Source organism: Type-A symbiont of Plautia stali, assembly GCF_059731155.1.
This window is the reverse complement of sequence record NZ_AP035891.1, coordinates 2,573,305-2,588,360: the sequence shown is the minus strand read 5'-3', so window position 1 is coordinate 2,588,360 and position 15,056 is coordinate 2,573,305. Positions and strand designations below refer to the sequence as shown.

The 15,056-nt window shown below is 59.4% G+C and carries 5 protein-coding genes and 8 pseudogenes; 3 read left to right on the top strand and 10 right to left on the bottom strand.

What is annotated here, in order from left to right:
* The first annotated feature begins 138 nt into the window (after positions 1-138).
* Positions 139-1,374, top strand: coding sequence for a peptide antibiotic transporter SbmA (sbmA, locus tag AC6I8M_RS13760; protein ID WP_010616221.1), 1,236 nt, complete (start codon positions 139-141; stop codon positions 1,372-1,374).
* Positions 1,375-1,557: 183 nt separating this feature from the next.
* Here sbmA and AC6I8M_RS13755 read toward each other — a convergent pair.
* From AC6I8M_RS13755 to AC6I8M_RS13740, 4 genes and pseudogenes are all read right to left on the bottom strand, one after another.
* Positions 1,558-3,198, bottom strand: a pseudogene (locus tag AC6I8M_RS13755) (dihydroxyacetone kinase subunit DhaK).
* Between the two features lie 121 nt (positions 3,199-3,319).
* Positions 3,320-4,375 carry a 7-bladed beta-propeller protein YncE gene (yncE, locus tag AC6I8M_RS13750; protein ID WP_010616220.1) on the bottom strand — a complete coding sequence of 352 codons (1,056 nt, stop codon included), beginning with the start codon at positions 4,373-4,375 and terminating at the stop codon, positions 3,320-3,322.
* 211 nt (positions 4,376-4,586) lie between these two features.
* Positions 4,587-4,796: a YdgH/BhsA/McbA family protein gene (locus AC6I8M_RS13745; RefSeq protein ID WP_010616219.1), complete on the bottom strand. Its 210-nt coding sequence runs from the start codon at positions 4,794-4,796 to the stop codon at positions 4,587-4,589.
* A gap of 159 nt (positions 4,797-4,955) precedes the next feature.
* Positions 4,956-6,224 (bottom strand): annotated as a pseudogene (locus tag AC6I8M_RS13740) (MFS transporter).
* A gap of 102 nt (positions 6,225-6,326) precedes the next feature.
* Here AC6I8M_RS13740 and AC6I8M_RS13735 point away from each other — a divergent pair.
* Positions 6,327-7,231, top strand: a pseudogene (locus AC6I8M_RS13735) (AraC family transcriptional regulator).
* Between the two features lie 3 nt (positions 7,232-7,234).
* Here the strand turns inward: AC6I8M_RS13735 and AC6I8M_RS13730 are convergent.
* Positions 7,235-8,739 (bottom strand): annotated as a pseudogene (locus AC6I8M_RS13730) (methyl-accepting chemotaxis protein).
* A 433-nt stretch (positions 8,740-9,172) separates the two neighbouring features.
* Between AC6I8M_RS13730 and AC6I8M_RS13725 the strand changes: the two are divergent.
* Positions 9,173-9,707: pseudogene (locus AC6I8M_RS13725) on the top strand (GntT/GntP/DsdX family permease); the annotation flags it as partial.
* A gap of 29 nt (positions 9,708-9,736) precedes the next feature.
* Here AC6I8M_RS13725 and AC6I8M_RS13720 read toward each other — a convergent pair.
* The 5 genes and pseudogenes from AC6I8M_RS13720 to AC6I8M_RS13700 form a co-directional block, all read right to left on the bottom strand.
* Positions 9,737-11,363 (bottom strand): annotated as a pseudogene (locus AC6I8M_RS13720) (Na/Pi cotransporter family protein).
* A gap of 108 nt (positions 11,364-11,471) precedes the next feature.
* Positions 11,472-12,467, bottom strand: a pseudogene (locus tag AC6I8M_RS13715) (ABC transporter ATP-binding protein).
* A gap of 2 nt (positions 12,468-12,469) precedes the next feature.
* Entirely contained in the window at positions 12,470-13,255 is a 786-nt protein-coding gene (locus AC6I8M_RS13710; RefSeq protein ID WP_010616621.1) for an ABC transporter permease, read from the bottom strand.
* 1 nt (position 13,256) lies between these two features.
* Positions 13,257-14,098: pseudogene (locus AC6I8M_RS13705) on the bottom strand (ABC transporter permease).
* Positions 14,098-14,910, bottom strand: a complete 813-nt coding sequence (locus AC6I8M_RS13700) for an alkaline phosphatase family protein (protein ID WP_010616620.1) — start codon at positions 14,908-14,910, stop codon at positions 14,098-14,100. Before AC6I8M_RS13700 ends, AC6I8M_RS13705 begins: the two are co-directional and overlap by 1 nt.
* Positions 14,911-15,056 lie beyond the last annotated feature (146 nt).

The following is a 15,056-nucleotide window of genomic DNA, read 5'->3' as shown; positions in this document are numbered from 1 at the left end:
AAATGAGCACAAAAAACTTAACAACTAACTCTGCCGCTTTACATAAATGCGGCGATGCTGTCATCGCCGGATACAACCGACAACAGACAGATAAATGCCGGAAGCGGTATAAAGAGTACACACAACAGCGGAGTGCCTATGTTTAAGTCCTATTTTCCGCGGCCGGCGCTGTTTTTCAGCTCGGCAGCGATTTGGAGCCTGATTGCCATTTTTGCCTGGTTTGGCTTTTTCAATGATTTTCCGGCGCGCTTTCCCGCTTTGCAAGCGGCGATGCAGCAGCCGCTGCCGACCAACGCCAGCCGCTTTATCCACGCCAGCCAGCTGTGGTTTTATGCCTATTACTGGATCATGGGCGGCATCTTTGCGCTGGTGTGGCGCATCATCGACAACCATCCGTGGCAGCGCTGGTCGGTATGGGGATCGTTACTGATTATCTTTGTCACCTGGTTTGGCGTGCAGGTTGGCGTCGGCGTTAACGCCTGGTATGGTCCGTTTTACGACATGATTCAGCAGGCGCTGACCAAAGCCTGCTCGGTGGCCATCCATCAGTTCTATGTGCAGGTGCTGGCGTTTCTCGGCATTGCGCTGATCGCGGTAGTGATCGGCGTGATGAACTCGTTTTTCGTCAGTCACTGGGTGTTCCGCTGGCGTACCGCGATGAACAATTATTACATGCATAACTGGCAGCGCCTGCGTCTGGTAGAAGGTGCCGCACAGCGTGTGCAGGAAGACACCATGCGCTTCGCCAGTACGCTGCAGGACTGGGGCATCAGCTTTATTCAGGCCATTATGACGCTGGTGGCGTTTCTGCCGGTGCTGGTGACGCTATCGCATCACGTGAAAGAAGTGCCGATCCTCGGCAATATCCCTTATGCGCTGGTGATCGCCGCGCTGCTGTGGTCGCTGTTTGGTACCTCGCTGCTGGCGCTGGTGGGGATCAAGCTGCCGGGGCTGGAGTTTCGCAATCAGCGCGTGGAAGCCGCTTACCGTAAAGAACTGGTGTACGGCGAGGACGATCCGCAGCGCGCCGCGCCGCCTACGGTGCAGGAGCTGTTCATCCGCGTGCGTTACAACTATTTCCGCCTCTATTTCCACTATCTCTATTTCAACATCACGCGCATTCTCTACCTGCAGATGGACAATGTGTTCGGGCTGTTCGTGCTGTTCCCCTCGATTGTTGCGGGCACTATCACGCTGGGGCTGCTTAACCAGATCACCAACGTGTTCGACCAGGTGCGCTCCTCCTTCCAGTATCTGATCACCTCGTGGTCCACGCTGATTACGCTGATGTCGATCTATAAACGTCTGCGCAGCTTCGAGCAGATTCTGCAGGACATTCCACACGACGAAATGCTGCGCGAAGCCTCGGAGTAAGCGGGAAAAGATCGGGGGCAGGACCGCGCTGTACTCCAACAACGCTCAGGACAGTGCCCTCTCCGATAGTAAGGGTCGGCTGAAGGACCGCACTGTACTCCGACATCGCTCAGGACAGTCCCCTCTCCCGCCTGCGGGAGAGGGTTAGGGTGAGGGCGAACCCCGCACAAATCCGTCCTATCTTCAGCCCGCCAGCACCGCAAACACCTTCTCGATGGCGTACGCGCCCGGATCCTTCACGCCATCCAGACTCTGCTGATTCAGATAAGCCGAACGGCCCGCCTTCGCACTCTGCATCTGCGCCGTCGCGTCGGCGCCCTGTTGCGCAGCGGCCGCTGCCGCAGCCAGCGACTCTCCGGCCGCTAACGCCTCCAGTGCCGGCTGCAGCGCATCCACCAAGGTGCGATGTCCCGGCTGCGCGCCGCCGTAGTGCTTCATCCGTTCCAGCCCGTGCATCAGCGCCTGCGGCAGCGTGCTGCCCTACTCCAGCTGCTGTCCGGCCGAAGTAAACAGAATCGACATCAGCACGCCGCTCGATCCGCCCATCACCGTCGCCAGCTGTTCGCCCACCAGCGCCAGCAGCGTGGGCAGCTCGTCCAGCGGTAGCTGCTGTTCACGCAGGCCGCGCTGAATTTTCTTCGCGCCGGCGGCAAAGGTCGAGCCGGTATCGACGTCGCCGACTTTGGCATCCAGCGCATTCAGCTCGCTCTCCAGATCGATCAGCGTCTGCGTCACGCGCTCAACCACCTGCGCCACCTCAGCGTTATCGGAAGGATCGAAATCCAGCACGCTGCCGATGCGTTCAGCGCGCTGCAGGCTGATGGGCGCAAAGTCGTACATCGGCGCCCAGCCCAGCACCTGCACCGGCGCATTCAGTGCCTCAAAAAACGCCTCTTCCAGCGCCAGCAGCGTCAGCGAAAACCCTTTCATATCCAGCGCGCTGACCAGCGTTGCCGGGCCAATTAAATGGGTGATGCGTGCCGCCAGCGGCGACTGCAGTACCTCGCGCGTGAGCAGCGCCAGCTCCAGCTGGGAAAAGCCGCCGAGATTGTTGATCATCAACAGCGCCTGTTTGCCGTCGGGTAGCGCCTGCGCCAGCTAATCGGTCATGATACTGGTAATTTTGCGGCTGTTTTGCGTATCCAGCGTGATCACGCCCGGCTCACCGTGAATGCCCATCCCCAGCTCGCTATGACCGGCTGCCACGCGATCGTCGCGCTTTTCACCTGGAATGTGACAGGTGGCAAACGCCAGGCCGGTAGAGGACGTGGCGTCGATCGTGCGCTGCGCCAGCGCTTTAACTTCGTCGAGCGATTGGCCGTGCTCCGCGGCGAAGCCGGCGATTTTGTGCACCAGCACGGTGCCGGCAATGCCGCGTGGCTGCGGGTTCTCCGGCAGCGCGATATCGTCCTTCACCATCACCAGCTCCACCTTGTAACCAAGATTTTTCGCCTTTTCCGCTGCAAGGCCAAAGTTGAGCCGGTCACCGGTGTAGTTCTTCACAATCAGCAGACAGCCCGCCTCACCGGTGACGTTAACGATGGCATTCAGCACCGCATCAACGCTCGGCGAGGCGAAGATATCGCCGCACACCGCGGCGGTCAGCATCCCTTTACCGACAAAGCCTGCGTGCGCCGGCTCGTGGCCGGAGCCACCGTCGGAAATCAGTGCGACTTTGCTTTTATCCCAGTCCGAACGCACCACCACGCGAATCTCATCGCCCAGATCGAGACGGGTCAGATTGTGCCACGGCGTGCTGAGTAACACGCCTTCGATCGCTTCGTTCACCAGATCGTTTTTTTCATGCATAAAAAACTGGCTCATTGCACTCTCCCCTTAGGTGTTGTCGTCCTAAAGGTAGCGTAAGCCGGGCGGGAAAAGGGGGATCAAGGCCGGAAATGCAAAGGGCGACACACGTCGCCCCTGAGTTTCGGATAATTACGCCTTACAGCGCGATGCGTAACACGCTGTCCGGGTTTTTTGGCGGTTCCTTACGCGAACCCGGCTGCTTGATGCTGACGAACAGCGTTTTGCCATCGGCGGAGAGCGCCAAGCTGTTCGGCAGGCCCGGCGCTTTCACCGTGCGTTTCACTTTATAGCTGCTGGCATCGATGATGCTGATCTCACCGGCTTTACGGTGCGTGACATACAGCTCGTCACGGTCGGCATTGAACAGCACCGCCAGCGATTCAGGAACCTCAATACGCTGAATCACCTGCTGTGTCCGAGTATCCAGCACCAGCACCTGTGGCTGCTTAGCATCGCTGAGGAAAGCGCGGTGGCCTTTGCTATCCAGCGCAATATTCAGGAAAAAGTGCTCTTTATCACCGTCAATTTTCTGACGCTTTTCAATCGCGTTCAGGCGGGTATTGATGGTGACCAGCTCGCCATCGGCATTGGTGACATAAAGCTTCTGCGCGGCGGCATCCAGCGCCAGCCCGGTGCCCATTTTGCCGGTATTCGGGATAGTGCTGATGAGCTGCAGCGTTTTGCCATCCACTACCCACGCCACGCTTTGTGCGCCGAGACCGGTGATGTACACGCGATTGGTTATCGCATCGGCGACCAGTTCACGCGGCTGCAGCGGACGAACCGTGTCACCGCGCTTGCGGCCATCCAGCACCAGCGTGTTAATCACCTTACCGCTGCTGGCATCCACTGCTGTCAGCGCACCGTTGACCGTATTGCCAAAGTACAGCACGTTGGTGTGCTGATTGATGGCGGCACCAAATGTCTTCAGTTCAATGCTGATGGTTTGTTTCACCGCCAGATTCTGCGGATCGAGACGGTACACGGTACCGCCCTGCGGGTTGCCGGCGTTTTGCGCCGTGGCGAGGAACAGCGCGTTGTCGCTGTTGCTGAAGGCCAGTTCGTAGGCGCCTTTGGCGATCGGCTGATTGAGCGGCTGCGTTTCCGCCGCCTGCAGCGCGGTGCAGGACAGCAGCGCCGTGGCCACCAGTAGCGGACGCAGCGCCCACTGCATTGTTTTATTCGCTTTCATAACTTCTCCATAGCAAAACCACCGCCGTGCGGCAGTGAAATGAAAGCCCGACATTGCAACCAATAGGAAATTCAGCCCGAGACGAGCCGATAAGGATGTTTATTTTTGCGAATAAAAATCATTTATGCGGAAAAGGGACAGGATTTTATGGCGTTAGCAACGCCGCCAGGGCGCCCGAAGGCACCCTGTCAGCACAGAGGGTAAGGCAAACTTATTGGGTCAGTTCTGCGGTCATGTGAACGCCGTTGTTGAAGTTGACTTCAGTCACTTTGTAGGAAGCACCAAGTTCCTGCGCTTTAGCAGCGATTTGCGCTTCAGCATTGTCAAGCGTAGAGGCGGTAGCGGTCACGCTTTGCGCGAAGCTGGCAAATGGCAGAACAGAGAGAGCAATAACAGCAGCAAAAGTTTTGATGGTTTTCATGGTCATTTCCTTAATGATGTTTGATTAAATAAGGCGACATCGCCTTGATGAGAGATATAGTAGGTCGGCAACCGATCAAAAAAAGCGTAGAGATTTGCCTATGTCTTTCGAATATTTTGACCATAAAAAGCACGTTTAGCGCAACCTGTGCGCAAAGGGTTAAAAAAAACACGATTTGAATAAAAGGCAGGATTTATTGCTGTGATTGGTGAGACAAGCCTGCGCGGCAAAAGCGGCGCCGCGACACACCCTGAAGCGTGTTGCGGCGCGCCTGATGGCGGCCAGCAGCATCAGCACGCCGCTGGCAAGGAATACGCCGCCCGCGCCCTGCAGATCGAACATCCAGCCACCGGCAGCCGCACCGGCGGTGATCGCCAGCTGAATAGTTGCCACCAGCAGCCCGCCGCCCGATTTAGCGTCGTCCGGCACCGCGCGCGACAGCTAGGTTGACCAGCCAGTAGGCATTGAGCCAAACGCCAGCCCCCACAGCGCGACGCCGCTCGCCACCAACCAGGAGACGTGGCCAAAGCTCACCAGCAGCACCGCCGTCACGCTCATCACCAGCGCCATGCCGGTCAGCGTCAGCGACACGCTCCGCGTCACCAGCCACGCGGCCAGCGAGGTGCCGAAGAAGTTCGCCACGCCGAACGCCAGCAGCACCAGCGACAGCTGATTCACATTCAGCTGCGCGCTGGTTTCCAGGAACGGGCGCAGATAGGTAAAGAAGGCGAAATGGCCGGTGAACATCATGATCACCGCCAGCATGCCCCAACGCATCACGCTCTGACGCAGCAGATCCAGCACACCGCCGCTGCGCGCTTTGTTCTTCGGCGGCATCGACGGCAGGGTGAAGAACTGCCAGAACAGCGCCAGCACGCCCAAAACACCGGTCAGCAGGAAGATGTTACGCCAGCCAATCAACCCGCCAAGATAACTGCCCAGCGGCGCGGCAATGATGGTGGCCAGAGAAATACCGCTGAACACAATCGACAGCGCGCGCGGCACCTGATCGGCGGGCACCAGCCGCATGGTAATGGCGGTCGACAGTGTCTAGAAGCCGCCAATCGCCATGCCGAGCAGCACGCGCGCCAGTAAAATCATCGGCAGATTTTCGGCAAACGCCACCAGCAGCGCCGAGGCGATGAGCAGCAAAGTGAACGCCAGCATCACCAGGCGGCGATCGAGGCGGCGCGTGACGTTACCAATCACCAAGCTGGTCAGCAGCGCCACCAGCGCGGTAACCGTGACCGTCTGGCCCGCCTGCCCTTCGCTGACGCGCAGCGAGTCGGCAATCGGTGTCAGCAAGCTCACCGGCAGAAATTCTGCGGTGATCAGGCCGAAGACGCCAAACGCCATGGCGAACACCGCGCCCCATGCGGGTTTCTCTACCGCAATGCTTGTTTCCACTACTTCAGTATCCAGACTCATCTGCGATCCCCATCACAAAATATCAGGCTGTAAGCATAGAGAGACGACGCAAGACGATCTATGATACAGAAACTTTATTTTTTGATAATTCGTCTGGATTGTATGAGCCGCTATGAAGATTTGACCAGCGAACTGCTGATGGGCATGCGCCGTTTGGCCTGCAATATGATGACGCGCCGGGCAAGGCGCAGCTGCACTTTGTTGGCCGCGGCTCGCTGCTGATTCGCTCCGCTTCCGGCACCGTCTATCCGCTGCAGGCGGGCGATGCGCTGCTGATTCCGCACGGTAAGCCGCACGCGCTGATCTCCAGCGAAGATGCGGTGTGCGTGCCGATCGCCACGTTTAACAGCAAACCCATCTGCGACAGCGTGTGCGCCATCAACGATGCGCCGGACGCGGATGCCTGCCCGGATGACAGCGATGTGATTTTATTCAGCGCCTGCATGGCGTTTGAGCTGTGCGGCATGCAGCCGCTGGTGCACACCATGCCGGACGTGATGCTGGTCAGCACGCTGCTGGCGCAATACCCTGAAATCCAGCCGATTCTGGATGCCATGGAGCGTGAAACGCGTCAGCGCAAAGCGGGCTTTGCCGGCATTTTGTCGCGGCTGGCCGATGTGGTGGCGGCGCAAATTGTGCGGGGCTGGGTGGAGAATGGCTGTGGTCAGGGCAGCGGGCTGGTGCAGGCCCTGCGCGATCCGCGCCTCAGCCTGGCGATGGCGGCCATGCACCGCGCGCCCGGCGAAAACTGGACGGTGGAGCGGCTGGCGCGCGAATCCGGCAGCTCACGCTCGGTGTTTGCCGCGCGCTTTCAAAACGCCACCGGCATGACGCCGCTACGCTACCTCACCGAACTGCGCATGCGTCTGGCGGTTGAGCGTATTGTTAACGATGGCGAAGCGGTGGAGAGCGTGGCGTTCCACCTCGGTTACGGTTCACTGGCCGCCTTCAAACGCATTGTCGGCACGCCGCCCGGCGCGCTGCGCGCCGGACGTGAAGTGTCGTGACACTTAGCGAAACACGCTGATCGCTTCAACCAGCCGGTTGGCCTGATGCGCCATTCGGCCGGAGGCTTCTGCGCCTTCCGCCACGCGCGCCGCGTTCTGATGGGTAATGTCGTCGAGATCCTCCACCGCGCTACTGACTTCGCTCAGCGCGATGGATTGTTCGGCCGTCGCCGCGCTGATTTGCGCTATCAGGGCGGTGACATTCTGCACCTGATCGACAATCGCCTGCATCGTATGGCCGGCCGCATAGGCGTGATCGCTGCCCGACTGCACGCGGCCGGCGCTGGTTTCCACCAGGTTTTTGATCTCGCTGGCGGCTTTGGCGCTGCGCCAGACTGCGCACCTCGCCCGCCACCACCGCAAAGCCTTTACCCTGCTCACCGGCACGTGCCGCTTCCACCGCCGCGTTCAGCGCCAGAATATTGGTCTGGAAAGCGATGCCGTCGATCACGCTGGTGATGTTGGCGATACGCTTCGAGCTGTCGGCAATTTCCGCCATCATGCCGACCATCTCCTGCATAACTTCACCGCCTTTGATCGCCGCTGCGCTGGTGCTGGCCGACAGCGTATTCACTTCGCTGGCGGTTTCCGTGTTGCTTTTGACCGTGGCGGTCATTTCGTTCATGGTCGCCGCCGTTTGCTGCACGTTCGCCGCCGCCTGCTCGGTGCGACGGCTCAGCTCATCATTGCTGCGCGCGATGGCGTCGCTGGCGCTCAGGACGTTGATCGCCTGGCCGCTGACGTCATCCCACCAGCCAGCGGAACATCAGGCCCAGCTGGCCGATGGCGCGCTGCGTCATGCCGATCTCATCCACCCGATCGATGTGCTCGACTTTGTGGCTGGCGCCGGTGGCCACGCTCAGCGCCTGGCGGCACATGCGCTCCATCGGGCGCGAAATCTGCTGCTCCAGCCACAGGCTGGCCAGCAGCAGCAGCGCGGCCATGCCCAGCAGCCAGACGCCCAGAATCGACAACGGCAGCAGTGCGATCAGCGTACTGCGGATGCGCCAGCGCAGCGGCAGCGTTTTCAGCACTGAGGTCAGTCGCCGCCAGCCGCTGCCGACAATCAGCCCTTTATGAAAGCGACGCCCTTTGGCGCGCCCTTCACGAAAATCGCAGTACAGCGCCTCGCACTGACGGATTTCCTCCGCCGACGGTTTGGTGCGTACCGACATATAGCCCTGCAGCTTGCCCTCGCGCACCACCGGAATAGCATTGGCGCGCACCCAGTAGTGATCGCCATTCTTACGCCGGTTCTTGACCAGCGCGGTCCAGGGTTCGCCCTGCTTCAGCGTGCTCCACATATAGGCGAACGCTTCCGGCGGCATATCCGGATGACGCACCATGTTGTGCTGCTGACCGTTGACCTCTTCCGGGCTGAATCCGCTGACCTCAATAAAGGCGTCGTTGGCGTAGGTGATGTGGCTGTTGAGATCGGTGGTCGACATCAGCGTAGCGCGATCGTCGAAGACGAATTCACGCTGGGTGATGGGCTGGTTATTACGCATGTGTGAGTCCTTGCAAAACGCAGGCTGAAGAGAAATCGATAATACTTTTTTACCTTTTCGGCAGCACAATGGCCTGGCTTTAGCGCGGCTATTTAATTTTTGTTCTTAATAAAGCCGGAGTGCGCGGCGGTTCACAGTTCCGGCCGCGGGCGAGATCGATAAAAAACCATTTAGGGTAAATGAGATCGAGCTTTGGCTAAACGGAGTGTCGGCAGCGGTGCGCATGAATGCGCACCCTACAGAAAAACGTGCAATCACCGCATCCCTGCACATCCCGCAATATGCCCCATTCTCGTAGGGTCGCCGTTCACGGCGACCGCGTCATGCGCACGTACTGTCAGAACTGCCAGCGCACGCCAAGATTGTAACGCCAGCCTCTGGCGCCGTTGCCGTCGATCTCCTTGCGGTAATCAGCTTCGGCATACAACGACACATCCTGCTGGCGCTGCTGGTAGCGATTTACGGCCTGGCTTACCGTCAGGGCATGGATAAAGAGAAGGTGATGCAGGTATGCGGCAGCTGCGCTGCAGCCGGCGGGGATTGTTCTGCTAGTGATTGGTGCGGGCGGCGTGTTCAAGCAGGTGCTGGTGGATTCCGGCGTTGGCCCGGTGCTGGGGCACGCGCTGACCGGTGCCGGTATGCCGATTGCACTGGCCTGTTTTATTCTCTCCGGCGCAATTCGGGTGATTCAGGGCTCGGCCACGGTGGCCTGTTTAACCACCGTCGGGCTGGTGATGCCGGTGATTGAACCGTTGCATTACAGCGGTGCGCAGCTGGCGGCGCTGTCGATCTGCATCGGCGGCGGCTCGATTATTATCAGCCACGTCAACGATGCCGGTTTCTGGCTGTTTGGCCGCTTCACCGGTGCCACCGAAGGCGAGACGCTGAAGACCTAGACGCTGATGGAGACGATTCTCGGCACCACCGGCGCCATCGTCGGGATGATCGCGTTTAGTTTGTTGTCGTAATGGCAATTTATCGCGCGTTGTAAAAATTATCAATCCACCTCGCGCTCATCGTCCGGCTGGTCCAGCACGGTGTACGCTACCGCGCAGAACAGCGAATTCAGGCGCTTCATATCTCCCAGCAAACCTAAATGCAGCGAACTAGTTTCGATGCTTTGCACATTCTGCCGGTGCAGGCGCTCGACGTGGGCGTGGGAATAACGGCGAATCAGGATGCGGAAACGGTGCTTGGCACGACGCAGGCGCTTGGCGCTGGTGACGTCGTGCGACAAAAACACCGACAGGCTCAGGCGCAGGTTGCTTAACACCTGCTCCTGCAGCGAATTCAGCTCTTCCAGCCCTTCCTGCGAAAACGCCCGGCGCGCCTGCAGCGATTTGTCCGCCACGTCGGCGCTCATGCGTTCGATAATGTCGCCTGCCTGCTCCAGATTCAGCGCCATCTCAATCACCTCGGCCCAGCGGCGTGAATCCTCTTCCGCCAGATCCTCCTTCGGCATGCGCGCCAGATAGAGCTTAATGGCGGTGTACAGCACATCCACATCATCATCCAGCCGCCGCACCGCGCGCTCCTCGCGCAGCTCGCCCATTACCACCTTGTTGAAGCTCTCCAGCATCTGCTCCACCACATCACCAATGCGCAGCGTCTCCCGCGCCGCGTTGGCCAGCGCCAGCGCCGGCGTATCCAGCGCGCTGCTGTCGAGGTGTTTAGGTTTGAGATGAGTCTGGTTTTCCGCATCGTCGGCGATCATGCGGCGGCACAGACGCGCCATCGGCTCGGCAAACGGCACCATCACCAGACAGCGCACCAGGTTGTAGAACACGTGGAAGAAGATCACCATCTTTTCGTCGTTAACCGGCAGCTTATCCAGCAGGTCAGCGATGTAATCGACAAACGGCAAAATGACGATGCTGCCAATCAGCTTGAACAACAGGCTGCCGAGCGCCACCCGCTTGCCGGCAGCATTCGATCCGCTGGCGTTGATCATCGCCAGCAAGCCGCTGCTGAGGTTAGCGCCAATCACCAGACACAGCGCCACTTTGAACGAGATAACGCCGGTGGCGGTCAGCGTGGCGGTAATCAGCACTGCGGCCAGGCTTGGAGTAGCTGATGATGGCGAATACCGCGCCAATCAGCGCATCCAGCATGATATCGCCGGTCAGCGTGGAGAACAGCACCTGTACGCCGGCGGCCTGCGTGATGGGTTTGGCGGCGGCGACAATTAACTGCAGCGCCAGCAGAATCAGCCCGAGGCCGATGGCTGCGCGTCCGATCTGGCCGGCGCGCGTCTGTTTGCGGCTGAGGAAAAACACCACGCCAAAAAAGATAAACAGCGGCGACAGCCAGGAGAGATCGAAGGTCAGGATGCGCGCCATGATGGCGGTACCGACGTCGGCACCCAGCACCACCACCAGCGCGGGCGTCAGGCTGACCAGATTCTGTGCCACAAACGAGGTGACTAATAACGTGGTGGCGTTACTGCTCTGCACCAGCGCGGTAACGCCAATACCGGCAAGAAAAGCCATCGGCTTTTTTTCCACGCTGCGGCTTAACACGCGACGCAGATCGGCACCGTACACGCGCATCACGCCGGTGCGGACAATGTGGGTGCCCCATACCAGCAGGGCGACGGCGGAGAGAAGGTTAAGCAGGGTTAGCACGAATAAAGGCTCCTATGCGCCAGGCAGAAAACAGGCGGCTGCCTGCCTGGCGATAAGCACAGCCGATAAATATCTGCGTCGCGCTGCGTTGCCAATTTTTCGTTTAATTTAAGCGACTTGGCGCAACGTCGACATCTCTAACTGTAGTCCAATCTGCATGCCGGCGAGGTGTAAATCTGCCACGCTGCGGTTGAGCACATCCACCGACAACTCGACCTGATTCGCCAGCACGCGATAGCGGATCACGTTCCCGAGCAGGCTATGGCTGAGAATGGTGGCCGCGATGCCTGCCTGCGGTGCGCACAGCTGGATGGATTCCGGACGAATCGCCACCTAGCTGCTGAACGGCTGGCCGGTCAGCTGCGTTGCCTGTTCGGCGCTCAGCAGGTTGTAGTTGCCAATAAAGCCCGCGGCGAACAGATCCACCGGCTGGGTATAAAGCGTTTCCGCGTTGCCGTTTTGCACAATGCGACCGCGGTTCATCAGCACAATACGGTCCGACAGCGTCAGCGCCTCTTCCTGATCGTGGGTGACAAAAATGGTGGTCAGCTTCAGCTCCTGCTGAATGTGGCGAATCTGCTCGCGCAGATGGCGGCGAATGCGGGCGTCCAGCGCCGACAGCGGTTCATCCAGCAGCAGCAGCAGGCGCGGCCGCGTCACCAGCGAACGCGCCAGCGCCACGCGCTGACACTGACCACCCGACAGCTGGTGCGGATAGCGGCGCGCGAAGTCGGTCAGCTCCACCAGCGCCAGCGCTTCCATCACGCGTTGCTGAATCTCGCCGGCGGGCAGTTTCTGCATCTTCAGGCCAAACGCGACGTTCTTCTCTACCGTCATTTTGGGAAACAGCGCATAGCTCTGGAACACCATGCCAATGGTGCGCTTTTGTGGCGGCAGCGGCACCAGATCCTGGCCCTGCAGCAGAATGGTGCCGCTGTCGACATCGGTCAGGCCGGCGATGCAGCGCAGCAGCGTTGACTTGCCGCAGCCGCTCGGGCCGAGCAGGGTGACAAACTCACCTTCGTCGGCGCTGAAATCAATGTTTTCAAAAATGGTGGTGGGGCCATAACTTTTATTCAGTTGGGTAACGTTCAGGTAACTCATGGTCAGCCTCGTTCAGGATTGAGGGCATTGGCCAGCCAAGTGACCAGCAGGACAACCGCAAAATAAGAGATCACCAGCGCGCTGGTGAAATGCCCGCTGCCGTTGCGCATGTTGTAGAGGTAAACCTGCAGCGTTTCATAGCGGGTGCCGACCAGCAGGTTAGCAAAGACAAACTCACCAATCAGAAAGGAGAAGGAGAGCAGCATGGCAATGAACACCCCTTTGCGCAGATTTGCCAGCACCACAAACAGGGCTGCCTGCCAAGTGCTGGCGCCCAGCAGATGGGCCGCGTCAATCAGCTCTTTCAGGTTGATGGCCTGCATGTTGTTGGCAATGGCGCGGTAGATAAACGGCAACGCAATGGTGAAGTAACAGCCGATGAGAATCCACGGCGTGCCGGTCAGCATCAGCGGGGCCGAGGAGTAGAGCTGCAGCAGCCCGAACGACGAGACCACCGGCGGCACGGCGAACGGCATCAGAATCAGCACGTTCATCACCGCGTCCAGTTTTGGATAGTAGTAAGCGATTACAAACATCGCAGGCAGCACCAGCAGCAGGGAGAACAGTAGCGCACCCACGCAGATCAGCAGCGAATGACCGAGCGCGGTGAGGAAGCGCGGATCGCTCCACAGCTGAGTCAGCCACTTCAGGGTAAAGCCCTGCGGCAGAATGGTATCGCTCCACTCGCTGGAGATGCCGTACAGCAGCGTCGCCAGCAGCGGTGCGGCGAGCACGATCAGCAGCAGCCAGACAATCAGGCGATGGTAGAGTTTTTCGACGCGAGACATGTCAGGACTCCTGTACGCGGGCATGCAGATAGCTGCGACGCACCAGATACTGCTGCACCACGGTAATCAGCGCCGTAATCAGCACCAGCAACATCGCCAGCGCGCCGCCGGTATTGGGATCGAGCGAGATATCGCCTGACACCAGCGCGGCGATGCGCACCGGCACCACGTTGAAGTTGCCGGTGGTCAGCGCGTAAATGGTGGCGTAGGCGCCCAGCGCGTTGGCCAGTAAAATCACGAAGGTGCCGAGCAGCGCCGGAAACAGAATCGGCAGGCCAATATGCCACCAGTAGCGCCAGCGGCTGGCGCCGAGCAGTGCCGCCGACTCTTCCCAGTCTTTCCGTAGCCCGTCAAACGCCGGGTAGAGTAGCAGAATACCGAGCGGAATCTGGAACCAGGTGTAAACCAGCACCATGCCGTCGCGCGAAAACAGCTTAAAGCTGTCCAGCCAGCCGTAGTGGCGCAGCAGCAGCGTCAGGCAGCCGTTCAGTCCGAGCAGGATAAGGCCAGCGGCACGCCGGCGAAGTTGCTGGTCATATTGGTGAACGATAGTAAAAAGCGCTGAAAACGCCCAGTGCCGAGCTTGTGCAGCGAATAGCCCGCCATCAGCGCGATCAGCAGGCCGTAAACGCTCGACCACAGCGAAATATCTAGCGACAGGCGAAAGGCCTGCAGGTAGAACGGTGAAGTTAGGATATCGCTGTAGTTATCGATGCCACAGCGCTCGTTGATATCGCTCCAGAAGCTGTTGATGGCAATCCACAGCAGCGGCGCGAGCTGGAAGGCGATCCAGAACAGCACGAACGGCAGCAGCAACAGCGAGGCCAGGGTTTTGCCCTTCATCAGCGCGGCTCCGCCAGCAGACCGCGACACAGCGGTTTGTCGTGCGCGACGCCGAGCAGGGTGCAGACGGTGCCGCACAGGTCGGTTTGCTGCGGTTCAAGGTCAGGCTGCAGCGAGAAGCCGCGGCCAAAAACAAACAGCGGCACCTGCGTCTCTTCCGGCAGAATACCGCCGTGCGAGCGATCGTCGTTCATGCCGTGATCGGCGGTGACAATCACCTGATAACCGGCGGCCAGCCAGCCGGGCATCCACTGCGACAGATAGCCATCCGCCATACGCGCCCGGTTACGGTACTGCGGTGATGACAGGCTGTGCTTGTGCCCGGCATCGTCAATGTTCATTGGGTGAATCAGCAGGAAATCGGGATCGTGCTGCAGGCGCAGGCTTTCGGCATCCTCGAACAGATGCGAGTCGGGGTAACCATCGTCCCAGTAGAAATGGCCGTACTGGATCGGCAGGTTGGGCGCGTTAGTGTGGCGATCGCGCGCGGCATTGAACGACGAGCGGTTATACAGTTTGCTCACCCAGTGATAAGCGGCAGCGGCGGTAGTGAGTCCGGCGTCGCGCGCGTAGTGGAAGATGCTGCGCTGATTGTTCAGGCGATTGACGCCGTTGTGAATGATGCCGCTGCGCACCGGCGGAATGCCGGTCAGAATGCATTCGTAGAGCGGACGCGATAGCGACGGCAGTTCGCAGGTCAGCGTGTAATAGTAGTGGCCGTTGCCCTGTTTGCATTCGGCAAACAGATAGCCCATGGCGTGCTGCGCCACCTGATTGCTCAGCCCATCGAGTACCACCAGGATTGTTTTCATCCCCGCTCCCTCAGGTGCGCATGAAAGCGCACCCTGTAAAAATTGGTGATATGTACCGGTGCAATGTATTGCGCATTGCCGGAAAAAGGATGCGCGATAAATCGCGCCGCTACGGTATGTGCGATTTGCAATGCGATTTGCAAAAT